14 protein-coding genes are annotated in these 19,423 nt (G+C 66.0%); 6 read left to right on the top strand and 8 right to left on the bottom strand.

The genetic code is table 11. From position 1 onward, the window contains the following. Nucleotides 1-14 precede the first annotated feature (14 nt). Complete coding sequence (locus AC1ROX_RS17345; protein ID WP_493127329.1) at nucleotides 15-365, bottom strand: NADH:ubiquinone oxidoreductase subunit NDUFA12; 351 nt, start codon at nucleotides 363-365, stop codon at nucleotides 15-17. Between the two features lie 297 nt (nucleotides 366-662). Between AC1ROX_RS17345 and AC1ROX_RS17340 the strand changes: the two genes are divergently transcribed. The 5 genes from AC1ROX_RS17340 (at nucleotide 663) to AC1ROX_RS17320 (ending at nucleotide 10,884) form a co-directional block, all read left to right on the top strand. Beyond that, nucleotides 663-4,355 (top strand): vitamin B12-dependent ribonucleotide reductase, encoded by a 3,693-nt coding sequence (locus tag AC1ROX_RS17340; protein WP_493127325.1) that lies wholly within the window; start codon nucleotides 663-665, stop codon nucleotides 4,353-4,355. A gap of 382 nt (nucleotides 4,356-4,737) precedes the next feature. Next, nucleotides 4,738-5,385, top strand: coding sequence for a TetR/AcrR family transcriptional regulator (locus AC1ROX_RS17335; protein WP_493127323.1), 648 nt, complete (start codon nucleotides 4,738-4,740; stop codon nucleotides 5,383-5,385). After that, entirely contained in the window at nucleotides 5,382-6,512 is a 1,131-nt protein-coding gene (locus AC1ROX_RS17330; protein ID WP_493127321.1) for an efflux RND transporter periplasmic adaptor subunit, read from the top strand. Before AC1ROX_RS17335 ends, AC1ROX_RS17330 begins: the two co-directional genes overlap by 4 nt. A 24-nt stretch (nucleotides 6,513-6,536) precedes the next feature. After that, the gene (locus AC1ROX_RS17325; protein ID WP_493127319.1) at nucleotides 6,537-9,650 is read left to right on the top strand and encodes an efflux RND transporter permease subunit; all 3,114 of its coding nucleotides are present in this window, start codon (nucleotides 6,537-6,539) and stop codon (nucleotides 9,648-9,650) included. A gap of 55 nt (nucleotides 9,651-9,705) precedes the next feature. After that, the gene (locus AC1ROX_RS17320; RefSeq protein WP_493127317.1) at nucleotides 9,706-10,884 is read left to right on the top strand and encodes a GNAT family N-acetyltransferase; all 1,179 of its coding nucleotides are present in this window, start codon (nucleotides 9,706-9,708) and stop codon (nucleotides 10,882-10,884) included. Nucleotides 10,885-10,888: 4 nt separating this feature from the next. Here the strand turns inward: AC1ROX_RS17320 and AC1ROX_RS17315 are convergent, their stop codons facing one another. Genes AC1ROX_RS17315 through AC1ROX_RS17300 form a run of 4 tightly spaced genes read right to left on the bottom strand, consistent with a single transcriptional unit; the run spans nucleotide 10,889 to nucleotide 14,625 of the window. Then, the gene (locus tag AC1ROX_RS17315) at nucleotides 10,889-11,062 is read right to left on the bottom strand and encodes a hypothetical protein (protein WP_493127315.1); all 174 of its coding nucleotides are present in this window, start codon (nucleotides 11,060-11,062) and stop codon (nucleotides 10,889-10,891) included. Further along, on the bottom strand, nucleotides 11,062-13,383 hold the full coding sequence (gene clpA, locus AC1ROX_RS17310) for an ATP-dependent Clp protease ATP-binding subunit ClpA (RefSeq protein ID WP_493127314.1): 2,322 nt from the start codon (nucleotides 13,381-13,383) through the stop codon (nucleotides 11,062-11,064). Before clpA ends, AC1ROX_RS17315 begins: the two co-directional genes overlap by 1 nt. Before the next feature lie 42 nt (nucleotides 13,384-13,425). After that, a complete protein-coding gene (gene clpS, locus AC1ROX_RS17305) occupies nucleotides 13,426-13,854 on the bottom strand; it encodes an ATP-dependent Clp protease adapter ClpS (protein WP_493127312.1) in 429 nt (142 codons plus the stop codon). Between the two features lie 51 nt (nucleotides 13,855-13,905). Continuing rightward, nucleotides 13,906-14,625 carry a hypothetical protein gene (locus AC1ROX_RS17300; protein ID WP_493127310.1) on the bottom strand — a complete coding sequence of 240 codons (720 nt, stop codon included), beginning with the start codon at nucleotides 14,623-14,625 and terminating at the stop codon, nucleotides 13,906-13,908. A gap of 161 nt (nucleotides 14,626-14,786) precedes the next feature. Between AC1ROX_RS17300 and AC1ROX_RS17295 the strand changes: the two genes are divergently transcribed. Then, a complete protein-coding gene (locus AC1ROX_RS17295; RefSeq protein WP_493127308.1) occupies nucleotides 14,787-16,268 on the top strand; it encodes a D-alanyl-D-alanine carboxypeptidase family protein in 1,482 nt (493 codons plus the stop codon). Here AC1ROX_RS17295 and AC1ROX_RS17290 read toward each other — a convergent pair. The 3 genes from AC1ROX_RS17290 to AC1ROX_RS17280 are packed head-to-tail and all read right to left on the bottom strand — an operon-like array spanning nucleotide 16,237 to nucleotide 19,418. Further along, nucleotides 16,237-16,671, bottom strand: a complete 435-nt coding sequence (locus AC1ROX_RS17290) for a gamma-glutamylcyclotransferase family protein (RefSeq protein ID WP_493127306.1) — start codon at nucleotides 16,669-16,671, stop codon at nucleotides 16,237-16,239. The two genes, AC1ROX_RS17295 and AC1ROX_RS17290, sit on opposite strands and share 32 nt — an antisense overlap. Then, nucleotides 16,671-18,068, bottom strand: a complete 1,398-nt coding sequence (pgmG, locus tag AC1ROX_RS17285; RefSeq protein WP_493127304.1) for a phosphoglucomutase/phosphomannomutase PgmG — start codon at nucleotides 18,066-18,068, stop codon at nucleotides 16,671-16,673. Before pgmG ends, AC1ROX_RS17290 begins: the two co-directional genes overlap by 1 nt. 33 nt (nucleotides 18,069-18,101) lie before the next feature. Continuing rightward, on the bottom strand, nucleotides 18,102-19,418 hold the full coding sequence (locus AC1ROX_RS17280) for a UDP-glucose dehydrogenase family protein (protein WP_493127302.1): 1,317 nt from the start codon (nucleotides 19,416-19,418) through the stop codon (nucleotides 18,102-18,104). Nucleotides 19,419-19,423: the final 5 nt, after the last annotated feature.

Here is a 19,423-nt window from a genome sequence, read left to right as displayed (position 1 = left end):
CGCTAAACGCAGCGTCAGCCTGGACGCCACGCCTCATAGGCCGGCTTGGGCTTCTCGCCCTCCGACAGCGCATGACCCGGCGGCCGGTAGGCGTAATCGGTGCCGGTGAGGTTGGGCAGATGTTCCTTCTGCCACGGCTTGCGCGGCGGACCGCCGGCCGGCGGCGGTTCGGCGAGCGTGTGATGCAGCCAGCCATGCCATTCGGGCGGAACGCGCGATGCCTCGGCAACGCCGTTGTACATGACCCAGCGCTTGCGCCGCATGCCGGCGACGACGCGCTTGTCCTGGAAGTAGCGGTTGCCTTCCGCATCCGTGCCGACGAGTTCGCCGCGCATCTTCGTGAAGAGCCAGGTACCGATGATCATGAACCAACCACTTTGTAGGTGATGCGCGCTTGTACGCGGGCGCTTCAACGCGTGCAACGCGACGCGAACGACACGCGATTCGTGTCGTTCGACGACGTGCGAATAGAGCGATTCCATCGACTGTTGCGTTCTTGCATCATCTAGTACCATCAACAGCGTGGTCTACAAAATATAGTTGCGCACACAAGATTTTGTAATTTACTATCATCTCGTGCCCATATGTGCGTGTTCGATTTTGGATCGAACACCCCCCGCGACAGGGAACCAATAGACGGGAACGGGCACGGGGGATCGTCGATGCGCTTCGAGCGTCGGTATACGCAACCAGGAGAATCGCCATTCGCAGGAATGGCTTTTCGCGTTGCCGACTCCGAAATTCGCAACCCGGACGGTTCGATCGTCTTCCAGTTGAAGAATATCGACGTGCCGGCCGAGTGGTCGCAAGTCGCCTCCGACGTTCTCGCACAAAAGTATTTCCGTCGCGCCGGTGTGCCTGCACGCATGATCCGCGTCGCCGAAGCCGACATGCCGGAATGGTTGTGGCGTTCGATCCCAGACGAAGCCGCTCTCGGCATGATGCCGGAGGCCGATCGCTTCGGCAGCGAGACCAGCGCCCGTCAGGTGTTCCACCGCATGGCCGGCGCCTGGACCTACTGGGGCTGGAAGGGCGGATACTTCGACAGCGAGGAAGACGCCCGCTCCTTCTACGACGAGCAGTGCTACATGCTCGCCAACCAGATCTGCGCGCCGAACTCGCCGCAATGGTTCAACACCGGCTTGCACTGGGCCTACGGTATCGACGGTCCGGGCCAGGGCCATTGGTTCGTCGACCATCTCGATGGCAAAGCCTATCCGTCGGCCTCCGCCTATGAGCGGCCGCAGCCGCACGCCTGCTTCATACAGAGTGTCGCCGACGATCTGGTGAACGAAGGCGGCATCATGGATCTGTGGATCCGCGAGGCGCGCCTCTTCAAGTACGGCTCCGGCACCGGCTCAAACTTCTCGCGCGTCCGCGGCGAAGGCGAGAAGCTCTCCGGCGGCGGCGAGTCCTCCGGCCTGATGTCGTTCCTCAAGATCGGCGATCGCGCGGCCGGCGCCATCAAGTCGGGCGGCACGACGCGTCGCGCGGCCAAGATGGTGACGGTCGACATCGACCATCCCGATATCGAGGACTTCATCTCCTGGAAGATGCTCGAGGAGCAGAAGGTGGCCGCCCTGGTCGCCGGCTCCCGGCTGGCCAACCGTCACCTCAACGCCGTCATGCAGGCCTGCGTCGAGGGCGGCGACGGCGAAGCGGCCTTCGATCCGCGGCAGAATCCCAAGCTGCGGCGCGAGATCGTTGCGGCCCGCCAGGCCGAGCTGCCTGAGAACTACATCCAGCGGGTCATCCAGTTCGCCCGCCAGGGTTATCGCCACATCGACTTCCCAGCCTTCGACACCGATTGGGAGTCGGAAGCCTATGCCTCGGTGTCGGGACAGAACGCCAACAACTCGGTGCGAGTCACCGATGCGTTCCTGCGTGCGGTCGAGGAAGACCGGCAATGGGCGCTGACCGCACGCACCACCGGCAAGGTCACAAGGACGATCGGCGCCCGCCTCCTGTGGGACCAGGTCGCCGAAGCCGCCTGGCACTCTGCCGATCCGGGCGTCCAGTTCGATACCACGATCAACGACTGGCACACCTGCCCGGAGTCGGGGCGCATCAACGCCTCGAACCCGTGCTCGGAATACATGTTCCTCGACGACACGGCGTGCAATCTCGCCTCGTTGAACCTGATGCGGTTCCGGCGCGACGACGGCTCGATCGATGTCGGGGCGCTGGAGCATGCCAGCCGGCTGTGGACCGTCGTCCTCGAGATCTCCGTGATGATGGCGCAGTACCCGTCGCGCCGGATCGCCGAGCTTTCCTACCGCTACCGCACCTTGGGCCTGGGCTACGCCAATCTCGGCGCCCTGCTGATGGCCTCGGGCCTGGGCTACGACAGCGCCAGGGGCCGCGCCATCGCCGGCGCCGTGACCGCGATCATGACCGGCACCGCCTACGCCGCCTCGGCGGAGATGGCGGGCCTGATGGGCGCCTTCCCCGGCTTCGACGCCAATCGCGAGCCCATGCTGCGGGTCATCCGCAACCATCGCCGGGCCGCCCACGGCGCGAACGAGGCTTATGAGGACCTGTCGATCGCGCCTCAGGCTCTCGATGCGGCCAATTGCATGGACAACCGGCTCGTGGCTGCGGCCCGCAAGGTCTGGGACCGTGCGCTGGACCTCGGCGAACGGCACGGTTTCCGCAACGCCCAGGTCTCCGTCATCGCACCCACCGGCACGATCGGGCTGGTGATGGATTGCGATACCACCGGCATCGAACCCGATTTCTCGCTGGTGAAGTTCAAGAAGCTGGCCGGCGGCGGCTACTTCAAGATCATCAACCAGACCGTCCCGCTGGCGCTGCGCACCCTGGGCTACGACGAGGCCGCGATCGGCCGCATCGTCGGCCATGCCGTGGGCCATGGTTCGCTCGCCTCGGCACCCGCCATCAACCACGAGAGCCTCGCCGCGCGCGGCTTCGATGCGGCCACCCTTGAACGGATCGACCGGGCGATCGTCACGGCCTTCGATATCCGCTTCGCCTTCTCGCGCTACGCGCTGGGCGACGCCTTCTGCCACGAGACGCTCGGTCTCGACGACGAGACGCTCGCCGATCCCAGGCTCGACATCCTCTCGCGCCTCGGCTTCTCACGCGGCGACATCGCCGCCGCGAACATCCACGCGTGCGGGACGATGAGCGTCGAAGGCGCACGCGATCTCGAGCGCGAACATCTTTCTGTGTTCGATTGTGCGAATCCCTGTGGACGAGATGGCACACGCTTCTTGTCTGCAGAGAGTCACATACGCATGATGGCTGCAGCACAACCCTTCGTATCGGGTGCCATCTCCAAGACCATCAACATGCCGAACGCGGCGACGGTCGAGGATTGCCGCAAGGCTTATGAGATGTCGTGGAAGCTCGGATTGAAAGCAAACGCCCTCTATCGTGACGGATCCAAGCTCTCGCAGCCGCTGTCTGCGATGGCCTTGGGCGACGATGTTGCCGCCAACGACGATCTTGCCGACCTGTCGCCGGCCGCGCGCGCGCCGGTCATCGCCGAGCGGATCGTGGAGCGCATCGTCGAGCGCGAGGTTCGCGCCGGTCGCGAGCGGCTGCCGCAGCGCCGCAAGGGCTATACGCAGAAGGCCATCGTCGGCGGCCACAAGGTCTATCTCCGGACCGGCGAATACGAGGACGGGCGCGTCGGCGAGATCTTCGTCGACATGCACAAGGAAGGCGCGGCGTTCCGCAGCCTGATGAACAACTTCGCCATCGCGATCTCGATCGGCCTCCAGTACGGCGTGCCGCTCGAGGAGTTCGTCGAGGCCTACACCTTCACGCGGTTCGAGCCGTCCGGCCTGGTCGAGGGCAACGACGCGATCAAGATGTCGACCTCGGTGCTCGACTACATCTTCCGCGAGCTTGCGATCTCCTATCTCGGACGCAACGACCTCAGCCATGTCGAGCAGGCGGACCTCCGCCCCGACGGTGTCGGTCGCGGCGAGATCCAGGGCGAGCTGCCCTCGCCCGGCACGAATGCCGCCGAAGCGGCAGCCGCTGCGGTGAGCCGCATCGCCAGCGTCGGCTATGTGCGTAGCAACCTTTACGTATTGAACGGCAGGACTGCCGGCAATGCCGCGATCGCCGACGAGGCGATTGCAGGCGCCGCCCTGCCCAACGGACTGACCGACGGACCAGCCGTCGCTTCGGCGCACATCGCCAAGGCGGCCGTCGTCAGCGTCGCGCTCGGAGAAGCATCTTTCCCATCCCTGGGGTCAGCCCTCGAGGCAAAGCTCAAGGGATTCGAAGGGGATGCGTGTCCGGAATGCGGCAACTTCACCATGGTCCGCAACGGGACGTGCCTCAAGTGCACGACCTGCGGCGGGACCACCGGCTGCAGTTGAGCATGCGTGGCGTAGCGTACCGGCGTACCCCGGGGGCCTCGCGGTTGGGGACCTCATAGCTAACCATAGGAGACAGTTATGGCTGCTAAGAAGAAAGTTGCGAAGAAGAAGGCTGTTAAGAAGAAGAAGCAGTAACTAGGAAAGGGCGGAGGTCAAAGGCGACTTTGACCCCTCTAACAACGCCTTTCGGCTTCCGCGTGGGTGCCCTCTCGTAGGGCCCCACCGGAAGCCACCTAAACTAGAAGACGAGCCTGAAGCCGATCCGGCGCTCCTTCTCGGAGGCGGAAAGGCGAAACTAGCCAAAGCGTCCGGCGACCTCGGTCTGCCGGACTTTTTTCTTTCTGCCTTGCATATACCCTGCTTTCGCACTACATGGCGGAACATGGGTACTGACCAGTCAGTCAATATCTCTTCCATCGTCCCGACCCGCGTCCGGCGTCCGGAGGATCGTGCCTCCGAGATTGCGCGCGCCGCTCTCGACCTTTTCGTGACCCGCGGCTTTGCCGCGACCAAGCTCGAGGATGTCGCCAAGGCGGCCTCGGTCAGCAAGGGCCTCCCCTATCTTTACTTCAAGAACAAGGAAGAGCTCTTCAAGGCGGTCATCAGCGAAGCCGTTGCCGGGCCGCTCGCCGAGGCGACCGAGGTCATCGACCGTTTCGAGGGCACGAGCGAAGAGCTGCTGCGCGTCCTGGTCGCCGGCTTCCGTGCCTTCGAGGAGAGCCCGGCCGGCGGCGTCGTGAAACTCATCCTGGCCGAGGCCGGCAACTTCCCCGAGGTCGCACGCTTCTACTGCACCCACTTCGACGTGCGCGGCCGGGACCTGTTTGCCCGCACACTCCGTCGCGGCGTCGAGAGCGGCGAGTTCCGTCCCCTTCCCGACCTCGAAGCCGCGGCCATCATCGTCGTGCAGCCGCTCGCCATGTTCTCCGTCTGGAAGCGCTCCCTGGCGCCGTTCGATCCCTCGAACATCGACAGCGACCAGTATTACGCCGCCTATCTCGACTTCGTCCTCAAAGGGCTCCGGCCATGAAACGCAACATCGTCCTCGTAATCGTCGGCGCAGTGATGCTGCTGGCCGGTGGCGGCGCCTTCGCCTGGAAGAGCGGCAAGGGCACAGCGCCGGCAAGCAACGGAACCGTCGCCGCGAAACCTGCCGAACGCGCGCTGGAGCTGATCGCCGCCGAGGTGCACACGATCAAGCCGCGCGGCCTGGTCGATGTCGTGCGCTTCACCGGCACCACCCAGCCGATCGACCAGACCATCGTGAAGGGCCGCGTTGCCGGTCGCCTGGCCGAAGTCCTGGTCCGCGAAGGCGACCACGTGACCGAAGGCCAGGTGCTGGCGCGCTTCGAGACGACCGAGCTGCAGGCGAAAATGAACGAGCGCCAGTCGGCCCTCGAAGCCGCCCGCGCCGATGCGCGCTGGACCGCCCGCGATCGCGCCGACAAGGAGACGCTCGCCACCCGCAACATCGTCTCGCAGTCGGCGGCCGACCAGGCGCGTGCGACGGCCGAGAACCGCGCCTCCATGGTGTCCGTCGCCGAAGCCCAGCTCGACGTCGCCCGCAAGAACCTGGCCGATGCCGAGGTGAAGGCGCCGTTCGACGGCGTGGTCGGCGAGCGCATCGCCAACCAGGGCGAGTCGCTGCCCATCGACGGCAGGATCCTGGCCCTGCTCGACACCAGCCATGTCGAGATCGCGGCGCAGATGCCGGCCGCCGACGTGATCCGCATGAAGGTCGGCCAGACCGCCAATGTCACGCTCGAAGGCTTCGGCGACCGCGTGTTCGACGGCAGGATCACCCGCATCAGCCCGACGACACAGGCGGGATCCCGTTCGATCCCGGTCTATGTCGAGATCACGGACCGCCATGAGGCGCTGCGCGGCGGCCTGTTCGGCACCGGCAGCGTCACCGTGCAGGAGAAGGGTCACGCGCTCGCCGTACCGGCCTCGGCGATGCGCAAGGACGACCAGGGCGACTATGTGCTGGTCGTCGAGAACGACACGCTGGTGCGCAAGCCGGTCGGCGCCATCCGCACCTGGTCGCGCGGCGAGCTTGTCGAGGTGAAGGGCCTGGAGTCGGGTATGACCGTGGTCTCGGCTCCCCTGCCCGGCCTGCAGGCCGGCCGGCGGGTCAAGATCGCCGAGACGCGCTAGGCCGCCCCCCGCCACGCCATAACCATGAAGCTCACCCAGATCGCGGTCGACAATCCCGTCTTCGCCACCATGATGATGGTGGCGTTGCTGGTATTGGGCCTGTTCTCGTATCGGCAGCTCGGCATCGACCAGTTCCCTAACGTCGATTTTCCGATCGTCGTGGTCAGCACCGACTATCCCGGCGCGTCGCCGGAGACGGTCGAGAGCGAGATCAGCCGCAAGATCGAGGAATCGGTCAACGCCATTGCCGGCCTGAAGACGCTGACGTCGCGCTCGCTCGAGGGCAAGTCGATCGTCATCGCCGAATTCGAGCTGTCGGTGCCCTCGGCCGTCGCCATGCAGGACGTGCGCGAGAAGGTGCAGATGGTCCGAGCGGCCTTCCGGCCGGAGATCAAGGAGCCGCTGATCCAGCGGTTCAATCCCGACGACCAGCCGATCGTGTCGATCGCCGTCCGCTCCGACGTCCGCTCGGTGCGCGACCTCACGACCCTGGCCGACCAGATCATCATCAAGCGCCTGCAGACCGTGCGCGACGTCGGCCGCGCCACCATCGCCGGCGGCCTGAAGCGCCAGATCAACATCGAGCTCGATCCCGGCCGCATGCACGCCCTTCGCGTCGGCGTGAACGACATCATGCGGGCGATCAAGGACGAGAATCAGAACTTTCCCGCCGGTAACGTCCAGCGTGGCAACGACGACCGCGTCATCGAGGTGACCGGCCGTGTCGTCGAACCGGGCGACTTCGCCGATCTGATCGTGGCCCGCCGCGGCCAGGCCCCGGTCTATCTGCGGCAGGTCGCCACCGTGGTCGACGGCCAGCAGGAGCTGGAGAACGTGGCCACGATGAACGGCGAGCGGGCCCTGGCCATCGACGTGGTGAAGACGCAGGGTTCCAATACGATCGAGGTGGCCCGTGGCGTCCGCCGCGCTGTCGCCGAGCTGCAGTCCTCCCTGCCCCCAGACGTGAAGCTCGAGATCGTGCGCGACAGCTCGCGCGGCATCCAGAACTCGGTCGACAACGTCCAGCAGACCATGGTCGAGGGCGGTCTCCTGACCATCGCCATCGTCTTCCTGTTCCTGCACTCCTGGCGCAGCACCGTCATCACCGGCCTCGCGCTGCCGATCTCGGTGTTCGGCGCCTTCATGGTGATGGCCGCCTTCGGCTTCACGCTCAACGTGCTCACCCTGATGGCGCTCAGCCTCGCCATCGGCATCCTGATCGACGATGCCATCGTGGTGCGCGAGAACATCATGCGCCATATCGGCTTCGGCAAGACGCACCGCCAGGCCGCCATCGACGGCACCAACGAGATCGGCCTGGCCGTGCTCGCCACCACCTTCTGCATCGTGGCGGTGTTCCTGCCCGTCGCCTTCATGGGCGGCATCATCGGCCGCTTCTTCTTCCAGTTCGGCGTCATGGTCTCGGCCGCGGTGCTGATCTCGCTGTTCGTGTCCTTCACCCTCGACCCGATGCTGTCGTCGGTCTGGTACGACCCTCAGGCCCACGGCACCGGCCGTTTCGCCCGCATCGTCAACGGCGCGCAGGAACGGGCCAACGGCGTCTATCGCGTCGTGCTGGGCTGGGCGCTGCGCTGGCCCAAGATCACGCTTCTGATCGCGCTGGCGACCTTCGTCGGCAGCTTCGCGCTCCCGAAATACATCGGCTTCGAGTTCGTGCCGCAGGCCGATCTCGGCGAGCAGGTCGTCAGCATCGAGACGCCGGTCGGCTCCTCGCTCGAATACACCGAGTCCAAGTTGCGCCAGGTCGATGCCGCGCTGCGCGAATTCCCCGAGATCGACTACACCTACGGTACGGTCAACACCGGCTATGCCAACGGCAAGAACCAGGCGAGCCTCTATCTCAAGCTGAAGCCGCTGAAGGACCGCAAGCGCTCGCCCGACCAGCTCGCCCAGCCGATCCGCGAGCGGCTGGCCAGCATCCCGGGCATCCTGGTCTCCATCAACATTCCCGGCGGGCCGGGCGGCGGCGTCCAGAAGCAGCTCCAGCTCTCGCTTCAGGGGCCGGACACCAATACGCTCGACGCGCTGTCGCAGGACGTGATGAAGCGCGCCGCCGGCATCCGCGGCCTGGTCGATCTCGACCGCAACCTCAAGGCCGCCAAGCCGATCCTGTCGGTCCGCCTGCGCCGCGACGCCGCCTCCGACCTTGGCCTGGGGACTGCCGCCGTCGCCCAGTCGCTGCGCCCCCTCTTCGCCGGCGACGAGACCAGCCTGTGGCGCGCGCCCGACGGCGAGAACTACATGGTCATGGTCCGCCTGCCGACCGACGACCGCACAGGCATCGCCGATCTGCATCGGGTCTGGTTCACCGCCGGCACCGAGGCCAACGGCCTGCCGCGCATGGTCCATATCGCCCAGATCGCCGATGTCGTGACCGATGTCGGCGCCTCGCAGATCAACCGCCGCGACCTCAACCGCGAGGTCCAGATCACCGCCAACGTGTTCGGCCGCTCGGCCGGCGAGGTTTCGAGCGACCTGCAGCAGGTCCTGACCGAGATCAAGCTGCCGTCCGGCTACCGCTTCGTGTTCGGCGGCTCGACCAAGGACATGGCCGAGAGCGCCGCCTATGCCGGACAGGCGCTGCTGATGGCGGTCATCCTGATCTACCTGATCCTGGCCTCGCAGTTCGGCAGCTTCCTTCAGCCCATCGCCATCATGATGTCGCTGCCGATGTCGCTGATCGGCGTGTTCCTCGGCCTGCTGATCGCCGGCACGACGCTCAACATCTTCTCGGCCATCGGCTTCATCATGCTGATGGGCCTGGTCACCAAGAACGCCATCCTGCTGGTCGACTTCTTCAATCAGGCGCGCGAGCGCGGGACGCCGGTCAACGAGGCGCTGCTCGAAGCCGGCTCGATCCGCCTGCGCCCCATCCTGATGACCACCCTTGCCATGGTGTTTGGCATGCTGCCGCTGGCACTGGGCCTCGGCGAAGGCGCCACCCAGCGCGCGCCGATGGCCCATGCCGTGATCGGCGGCCTGATCAGCTCGACGCTCCTCACCCTGGTCGTCGTGCCCGTGATGCTGATCTACATCGACCGGATCAGCCTGTGGGCGACCCGCCGCTTCAGCCGCTCGCCCGACGAGATGGCCCGCGATCACAAGCCTGCCGAGTAGAAACGGCCGTACCGAATAGCCATTGTGCTGGCACGATTCGCGCTATGCTGGGGTCATGCCGGATGATGCCCCGACAGTCGGTCTGCGCATCGTCGACTCGCTCGCTGCAGTCGACGCCGCCCAATGGGATGCCTGCGCTCTCGCCCCGGGAGCGGCGGGCAGCCCCTTTCTCAGCTACCGCTTCCTGAAGGCGCTGGAGGACTCGAAGTCGGTCGGACGGCGTACCGGCTGGCAGCCGCAATACCTGCTGGCGGAGTCCGACGACGGCACGCTCCAGGGCGCGGCGCCGGTCTACATGAAGAGCCATTCGCAGGGCGAATATGTGTTCGACCACGGCTGGGCGCAGGCCCTGGAACGCGCCGGCGGCCGCTACTATCCCAAGCTCCAGGTCGCCGTGCCCTTCACGCCGGTGCCCGGCCCGCGCCTCTTCGCCCGTCCCGGACCGCTCGCCGACGCCGTGCGCGATGCGCTGATCGACATGCTGTCCAAGATCGCCGACGACAACAATATCAGCTCGGTCCACGCCACTTTCTGCACCGAGGACGACTGGAAGCGCTTCGGTGCACGCGGCTGGCTGCTGCGGCTGGGGCAGCAATATCACTGGAGCAACGAGGGTTATCGCACCTTCGACGACTTCCTGGGTGCACTCGCGTCACGCAAGCGCAAGGCGATCCGCAAGGAGCGCGAATCGGTGAAGCGCGAAGGCATCGTCATCGAGACGCTGAGCGGCGACGACATCCGGCCCGAGCACTGGGACGCCTTCTTCGCCTTCTACATGGACACCGGCGGCCGCAAGTGGGGCACGCCCTACCTGACGCGTTCCTTCTTCGACATCCTGGGCGCCACCATGGCCGACAAGGTGGTGCTGGTGATGGCGATGGCCGACGGACGTCCCGTCGGCGGCGCGCTCAACCTCAAGGGCGACGACACGCTGTACGGGCGCTACTGGGGCTGCCTCGAAAGCCACGCCTTCTTGCATTTCGAGGCCTGCTACTACCAGGCCATCGACTATGCGATCGCCCATGGGCTGGCGCGGGTCGAGGCCGGGGCGCAGGGCGACCACAAGATCCAGCGCGGCTATCTGCCCGTGCCGACCTACTCCGCGCACTGGATCTCCGATCCGAACTTCCGCCGCGCCGTCGACGACTATCTCAAGCGCGAACGGCCCGCCGTGCAGCAGGAGATCGAAGGGTTGATGCAGTATTCGCCGTTTCGGAAGGAAAACGAGGGCTGACAGCCTACTTGGCCATCAGCACCCCGAAGAAGAAGACCACGAAGAACGCGAGCTGCTCGGTCAGCCCGAGCGGTGCCTGCCAGCCGGTCTTCTCGATGATGAACAGGACCACCCAGAACACCGCGGTGGCGAGCACCGCGGCGCGAAAAGCGATCCAGAGTGGCTTGAAGGCACTCACTAGCTGGCGAGCACCGGTTCCTGGTTGGCCGGCGGCAGCGCGCCGCGCTCGGGCGGCAGGAAGGTGAAGACCAGCTTGGCCGCCTCGCCTGTCCCATCCGTGTCGACCCGGACCGTGCCGCCGTCGGAGAGCTTGCCGAACAGCACCTCCTCGGCCAGCGGCTTCTTCACGTATTCCTGGATCACGCGGGCGAGCGGCCGGGCGCCGAACAGCCTGTCGTAACCCTTCTCCGCCAGCCAGCGGCGTGCACCGTCGGTCAGCTCGATGAAGACCTTGCGGTCGGCGAGCTGGACCTCGAGCTCGGCCACGAACTTGTCGACCACCCGACCCATCGATTCAGGACCCAGGCTGGCAAACTTGATGATCGCGTCGAGGCGGTTGCGGAATTCCGGCGCGAACATGCGGTTGATCGCGTCATTGTCCTCGTCGTGCCGCTGCTCGCGGCCGAACCCCAGTGCGGGCTTGGCGATGTCGGCGGCGCCGGCATTGGTGGTCATGCAGAGGATGACGTTGCGGAAATCCACCGTCCGGCCGTTATGGTCGGTGAGCTTGCCGTAATCCATCACCTGCAGCAGGACGTTAAACACGTCCGGATGCGCCTTCTCGATCTCGTCGAACAGCACGACGCAATGCGGATGCTGGTTCACCTTGTCGGTGAGCAGGCCGCCCTGATCGAAGCCGACATAGCCCGGCGGGGCGCCGATCAGGCGCGAGACGCTGTGCCGCTCCATGTACTCCGACATGTCGAAGCGGATGACCTCGAGGCCGAGCAGGCGCGCCAGCTGGCGCGTCACCTCGGTCTTGCCGACGCCGGTCGGGCCGGCCAGCAGGTAGCTGCCGATCGGCTTCTCCGGCGAGCGCAGGCCCGCGCGGGCGAGCTTGATCGACGCGGCGAGCTGGTCGATGGCGTGATCCTGGCCGAACACGACGGTCTTGAGGTCGCGGTCGATGGTGCGCAGCAGCTCGGTGTCGTCCTTGGAGACCGACTTCGGCGGGATGCGGGCGATCTTCGCCACGATGTCCTCGATGTCGGCCACCTCGATCGTGGTCTTGCGCTGGTCGGGCGACCGCAGCATCTGGGCCGCGCCGACCTCGTCGATCACGTCGATCGCCTTGTCCGGCAGCTTGCGGTCGTGGATGTAGCGCGCCGACAGCTCGACCGCCGCCTTGATGGCATCGTCGGTGAAGCTCACGTGATGATGCTTCTCGTAGACCGGCTTGAGGCCGCGCATGATCTCCACGGCATCGCCGATCGAAGGCTCCGGCACATCGATCTTCTGGAAGCGGCGGACCAGCGCGCGGTCCTTCTCGAAGTAGTTGCGATACTCCTTGTAGGTCGTCGAGCCGATGCAGCGCAGCTCGCCCGACTGCAGCGAAGGCTTCAGCAGGTTCGAGGCGTCCATCGAGCCGCCCGACGTCGCGCCGGCGCCGATGATCGTGTGGATCTCGTCGATGAAGAGGACCGAGTTCGGCTTCTTCTTGAGCTCGGTCAGGACGGCCTTGAGGCGCTCCTCGAAGTCGCCGCGGTACCGCGTGCCGGCCAGCAGGGCGCCCATGTCGAGCGAGTAGATGATCGATTCCCGCAGGACTTCCGGCACCTCGCCGTCGACGATCTTGCGGGCAAGGCCCTCGGCGATCGCCGTCTTGCCGACGCCCGGCTCGCCGACATAGAGCGGGTTGTTCTTGGTCCGGCGGCACAGGACCTGGATGGTGCGCTCGACCTCATGATCGCGGCCGATCAGCGGATCGACGCGGCCCTCGCGAGCCTTCTGGTTGAGGTCGACGCAATAGGCGGCCAGCGCCTCGTTGCCCTGCTTGGCCGAAGCTTCGCCGCCCGCCTCCTCCTCGGAGCCGGTGACGCGGCGGGTGCGGGTGCGGCCCGGCACCTTGGCCTTGCCGTGACTGATGTAGTCGACCGCATCGAGACGCGTCATGCCCTGGTTCTCGAGGAACGACACGGCATGGCTGTCGCGCTCCGAGAAGAGCGCCACCAGCACGTTGGCGCCGGTCACCTCGTTGCGGCCCGACGACTGGACATGCACGGCGGCCCGCTGGACGACGCGCTGGAATCCCGCGGTCGGCAGCGGCTCGCTCGGGCTCTGCGTGATGATGCCCTTGAGGCGATTATCGACGAAGGTCTCGAGGTCGTGGCGCAGCCGATCGATATCGACACCACAGGCCTTGAGGACGGGGACGGCATCCTCGTCCTCCGTCATCGCCAGCAGCAGGTGCTCCAGCGTCGCGTATTCATGGCGACGCTCACCGGCTAGTCCGAAGGCGCGATGCAGGGACTTTTCGAGGTTCTTGGACAACATCGACATCGAAACACCTCGACAGGAAAAACGAACTACTCTCGGTCGTCGTTACTCTTTCTCCAACGTGCACTGGAGAGGGTGCTGGTTCTTGCGGGCGTAATCGACCGTCTGGGTCACCTTGGTCTCGGCGATCTCGTACGTGTAGACACCGCAGACCCCGACGCCCTTCTGGTGGACGTGGAGCATGACCTCGGTCGCTTCTTCGCGATTCTTCTGGAAGATGTTCTGCAGAACGTCGACCACGAACTCCATCGGCGTGTAGTCGTCGTTCAGCATCAGCACCTTGTACATCGACGGCTTCTTGGTGCGGGTCCGCGTGAGCGTAAGCGCACCGGTTCGGCCATCGTCGCCGCCCTCGCCGTCGTCACGACGCGGCGGCTGCTGGGGCGGTCCGCCCGGCGGCTGCTGGGGAGGTTCGCCCGTCCCGCTGATCCGCCATTCGCCTTCGCTGCGCAGAAAGTCCATCGTCGTCGTCACGCTCCGAGATCAAGCAACACAGGAATTATATAGGTAGCGTTACGGGTTCCGCTACCTCGGCCGGAGACCATCCTTTCCGACCACCAGCATCCAGCGATCGGCGCGGGCACGGTGGACCGGCGCGTTCATGTCACGGCGCAGTTCGGCGGGCTCCAGCTTGCGGGGCGGATTGACCGGGATCGGCACCTTGTCCCACGAGAACAGCCGGGCCGCGAATTTCACATTCGCGAAGCCGTCGGTCGGATAGTGGTAGGCCTGAAAGCCCCAGACGCCGTTGCGGCACGACGCGACGGTCCACCAGAAATCGTTGTCCGGCAGGCGCATTCCGTCCCGCGGAGGGCCGAAGGCGCGGCTCTCTTCGAGCAACCCCACGAGATCGCGGGTTTCGTCGACGGTCAGGAGGCGCTGGCCGCCCTTCATGCTCCAGGGCGCGAAGATGTCCTTGGGGTTGGAGATCAGCATGTTGGTGATGCCGGCCGTGACGTTGCCCTGCCCCTCCAGCACGCCGATGTTCATGCCGGCCGTGCCGTCGGGCTGCAGGAAGATCTCGTAGACGCGGACCTGCTCCTCCCACAGCGCATTGTAGATGAGCCTGAGGCGGTTGCGCCCGCCCGGTGCACAGGCTTCTCGGATATCGTTGGCCGCGACGAAGTCGAACCAATGGAAGCTGCGCACGACCGGCAGTTCGACGTTGCGATCGGGCCGCTGCGCCATGGCCGGCGCCGCCGAGAGGATGGTCAGGGCAGCCAGCGCCACAAAAAAAGCCTTCATCACGCCTCCTAAAGGGGGACCAGCATAATCCGAACCAACTTGGGCAGCAGAGCGGCATGACTAAAGTTGCATAGCCCCACAAACTTTAGTAAAGTTCCAGCAACTGCTCATAACCTATTGTATGGGCACAAGAATCAGATTTCGCGTGTGGCGTATTCGCAATGATTTTCCCCCTCAGGCGAATTGCGGTCGGCTTTTCCTGGGTCGCCGTCAGCATTCTTTTTCTTGGTGCCTCGCTCGCGCCGTCGCCGGTTGACGCCCAGACGCAGGCGAAGTCGGTCAAGCGCGCCGCACCGCCCGCCAAGGCCCGCGCCAAGGCCGCCTCGCGCAACACCTCCTCTTCCTGGGTGGCCAATCCCGGGGTCTCGGCAAAAGAATCCTACCTGATCGTCGACGCGACCAGCGGCCGCGAGCTGGCGTCCGATCGTGCCGACGAGCTGCGTCATCCGGCATCACTCACCAAGCTGATGACGATCTACCTCACCTTCTCGGCCCTCGATTCGGGCCGGCTGTCGCTCGGCGACGGCCTGCCGGTGTCGATCAATTCGCTCAATGCGCCGCCCACCAAGATGGGCATGACGCCGGGCGGCACGGTGAACGTGCGCGACGCCACGATGGCGCTGGTGACGCGTTCGGCCAACGACGCCGCGGTGCTCCTGGCCGAAGGCCTTGCCGGCAGCGAGGAGGCCTTCGCCCGCCTGATGACCCAGAAGGCCCGCCAGCTCGGCATGAGTTCGACGGTGTTCCGGAACGCATCGGGCCTGCCCAACAGCGAGCAGGTCACCACCGCCCGCGACCTCGCCAAGCTCGCCAACGCGCTGCTGCGCGACTACCCGCATTACTACGCAATCTTCTCGGTGCAGAGCTACGCCTATCGCGGCCGTGCCCTCACGAACCACAATCGCATGCTCGGCAACTATGACGGCGCCGACGGTCTGAAGACCGGCTACACGAATGCCTCCGGCTTCAACCTCGTGATGTCGGCCGTACGCGACAACCGACGCCTGATCGGTGTCGTCATGGGCGGGCCCAGCGCCGCCCAGCGCGACCGCACCATGGCCGACCTCATGGATCGCGGCTTCACGCTGGCAGCCGCCATGCAGCTCTCGCCCTGGACGTCGGTGCGCAAGCCCCCGTCGGCGCGCTACACCGCCGCCCAGTTCGATCCCGGCGCCAGCTTCGCCGAAGCCTATCGCCCGCCGGCCGCGGCCCAGCCGCAGCAGCAACCGCAGCAGGCCCAGCAACAGCAGGTCAGTCCGAAGTACGCGGGCTTCGTGGCCCCCGCTCCGGCGAAGCCCGCGACCACGGCCGCCTTCGCCGCGGCACCGCCGGCCAACCCGGCACCGGCCCCCGCCATGCCGGACACACCCGCTCTCGGGAGCTGGGTGATCCAGGTCGGCTCGTTCAGCGAACCGCAGGCCGCTCAGGCCGCCCTCGAACGCGCCGCCGCGGCGCTGCCCGATGCGCGCTCGGCCTCGGCCATCGTCGACGAAGTGCAGATGGCCAACCGCGTCTTTCACCGCGCACGGCTCATCAACCTGTCGCAGGAACAGGCCACCGAAGGCTGCAAGCGCCTCGAAAAGCGGAAAGTCTACTGCTCGGCGCTCCAGGTCACCGCCTGGAATACGCCGGGTGCACGCTGAAGACGCGCCGGATCCGGTCGACGAACTTGCGCTTGTCGCGCCGCTGCCACTCGATCAGCGACCATTCGCCGTCGACCGGCTGGAACGCTTTCTCCTTCGGCTCGAAGACCGAGACCACGGTCAGCCGGCCATCGACACGCACCTTCAGCGGCGCGATCCTGTAGCGCGCCCCCTCGTATGCCGAGAGACGTTCGACTTCGAGCCGGCTGAAGCCTCCCACCACGGCGCCCTGCACGATCCCCTTCGGATCGGGCACCGCCACCGGATAGGTCACGCCGGCCGCCTTGCGCCGCGAATAGCCCGCGAGGGTCGCGGGCACCCATGATCTGGGCGGCAGGCGCCGGCCGATGACCAGCGCCGTCACGTCGGGGTCGAGCAGGCTGCCGTAGAAGAAGAAGCGCATCAGTGATGATGGCCGGAAGACGCATCGTCCGGCAACTCCACACCGCAAGCCGCCAGGGCGGCCTTCAGGTCGGCCATCAATCGCTCCAGTCCGGCATCGTCGGCCGCCTCGCAGCGCGCCACCAGGACGGGCTGGGTGTTCGAGGCCCGCAGGAGCCACCAGCCATCCTTGGTGCTGACCCGGACGCCGTCGACATCGGAGAACTTGGCGCCGTCCTTCTGCAGCTTGGCCTTGACCTTCTCGACCACACCGAACTTCTGGTCGTCGGCGCAGTCGAAGCGCAGTTCGGGCGTGTTGACCGGCTGGGGCAGCCCATCGCGCATTTCGGCCAGGCTCTCCTTCGAATTGGCCACGATGTTGAGCAGGCGCAGGCCACAATAGAGCGCATCGTCGAAGCCGTAGAAAGTGTCGGCGAAGAACACGTGGCCGCTCATCTCGCCTGCGAGCGGCGAGCCGATCTCGGCCATCTTGCTCTTGATCAGCGAATGGCCGGTCTTGAACATCATCGGCTTGCCGCCGGCCTTGGCGATCTCGTCGAACAGCACCTGGCTCGCTTTGACGTCGGCGATGATGGTCGCGCCGGGATGGCTCTTCAGCACGTCGCGCGACCACAGGACCAGGAGCTGGTCGCCCCACAGGATGCGGCCCTTGCCGTCGACGGCGCCGATCCGGTCGCCGTCGCCGTCGAAGGCGATGCCGAGATCGCAGCCCTGCTTCTTCACCTCGGCAATCAGCTGCTCGAGGTTCTTCGGCACGGTCGGATCCGGATGATGCGACGGGAAAGTGCCGTCGACCTTCTCGTTGAGAATGAAGTGTTCGCCCTCGAGCTTGTCGACGACGGCGTGGATCGAGACGCCGACCGCACCGTTGCCGGTGTCCCAGGCAACCTTGAGCTTCTTGCCGGGCTTCACGTCGCGCAGCAGGCGCGCCGCATAGTCGGCGAGGACCGGCCGCTTCTCGACCTTGCCCTGCCCGGTTTCCCAATCGCCCTTGCCGGCCATTTCGCCCAGGGTCTGGATGTCGGCACCGAAGAACGACTTCTTGCCCATCATCATCTTGAAGCCGTTGTAGTCCGGCGGATTGTGCGATCCGGTGATCTGGATGCCGCCGTCGGCCTCGAGGTGATAGACCGCGAAGTAGAGCATCGGCGTCGCCGCGAGCCCGATGTCGATCACGTCGATCCCGGCCGAGGTCAGGCCCTCGATGCAGGCGGCCGCGAGTTCCGGCGAGCTCAGTCGGCCATCGTAACCCAGCGCCACGCGCTTGCCGCCCTTGCGTCGGACGAGCGTGCCCAGCGTACGACCGATCGCCCGCGCGTCGGCCGCATGGACCGTGCCGCCCACGATACCGCGGATATCGTACTCACGCAGGATGCTCGAATCGAACTTGTGGCTCATGAAATGAAACTCCGGAAACAGACCGTGAGAAATTCAGGCGCGCGGGCTTGGGCGGCCGACGCCTTCGTAAGCGAAGCCAAGCGACCGCATTTCGCCGGGATCGAAGATGTTGCGCAGGTCGACGATGCGCGGCTGGCGCATCGCCTCCTTGATGCGGCGCGGGTCGAGGCCGCGGAACTCGGGCCATTCGGTGATCACCACAAGGACGTCGGCGCCCGTCACCGCTTCGTAGGCGGTCTTGGCAAAGGTCACGTCTTTGAAGAGATGACCCGATTCGGTCATGCCTTCGGGATCGAACGCCACGATCCGCCCGCCCGCCGCCTGCAGCGCCGGCACGATGTCCAGCGACGGTGCATCGCGCATGTCGTCGGTGTTGGGCTTGAAGGTCAGCCCCAGCACCCCGATCGTCAGCCCCGCCACCGAGCCGCCGCAGAAATCGATGACCTTCTGCGCCATCTTCTTCTTGCGGCTGTTGTTCACCTCGATCACCTGCTCGACGATCGTCTGCGGCGCATTGGCCTCGCGCGCCGTATAGGCCAGCGCCAGCGTATCCTTGGGGAAGCACGAGCCGCCGAACCCCGGACCCGGATGCAGGAACTTCCGCCCGATCCGGCCGTCCAGCCCAATCCCCCGCGCCACATCGTGCACGTCCGCACCGACCCGCTCGCACAGGTCCGCGATCTCGTTGATGAAGGTGATCTTGGTCGCCAGGAAGGCGTTGCCCGCGTACTTCGTCACCTCCGCCGTCTCGACGTTGGTGAACACCATCGGCGTCTGGATCAGGTTCAGCGGCCGGTAGATCCCCGCCATCACGTCGCGCGCCCGCTGGCTCTCGACGCCGATCACCACGCGGTCGGGCTTCATGAAGTCCTCGATCGCCGCGCCCTCGCGCAGGAACTCCGGGTTCGACACGACGTCGAACTCCGCCGCCGGCCGCGCCTCGCGGATGATGCGCGTCACCTCCCGGCCGGTGCCCACCGGCACCGTCGACTTGGTCACCACCACCGTATAGCCGGTGATCGCCCGGGCGATCTCGGCCGCCGCGGCATAGACATAGGACAGGTCGGCATGGCCGTCGCCGCGCCGCGTCGGCGTCCCCACCGCGATGAACACCGCGTCGGCATCGCCCACCGCGGCCGCCAGGTCGGTGCCGAACGACAGGCGGGCGGCCTGCACATTGTCCTCGACCAGCTTGTCGAGACCGGGCTCGAAGATCGGGATCTCGCCTTTCAGCAGCCGCTCGATCTTGCCGGCATCCTTGTCGACGCAAATGACGTCGTGCCCGAACTGGGCGAAGCAGGCACCGGACACCAGTCCGACATAGCCCGAACCGATCATCGCAATACGCATCGCAG

It is taken from the genome of Reyranella sp. GW821-FHT14A01, from assembly GCF_058803965.1.
Note: the sequence above shows the minus strand (reverse complement) of the source record. Positions and strands in the feature narration are given on the sequence as shown.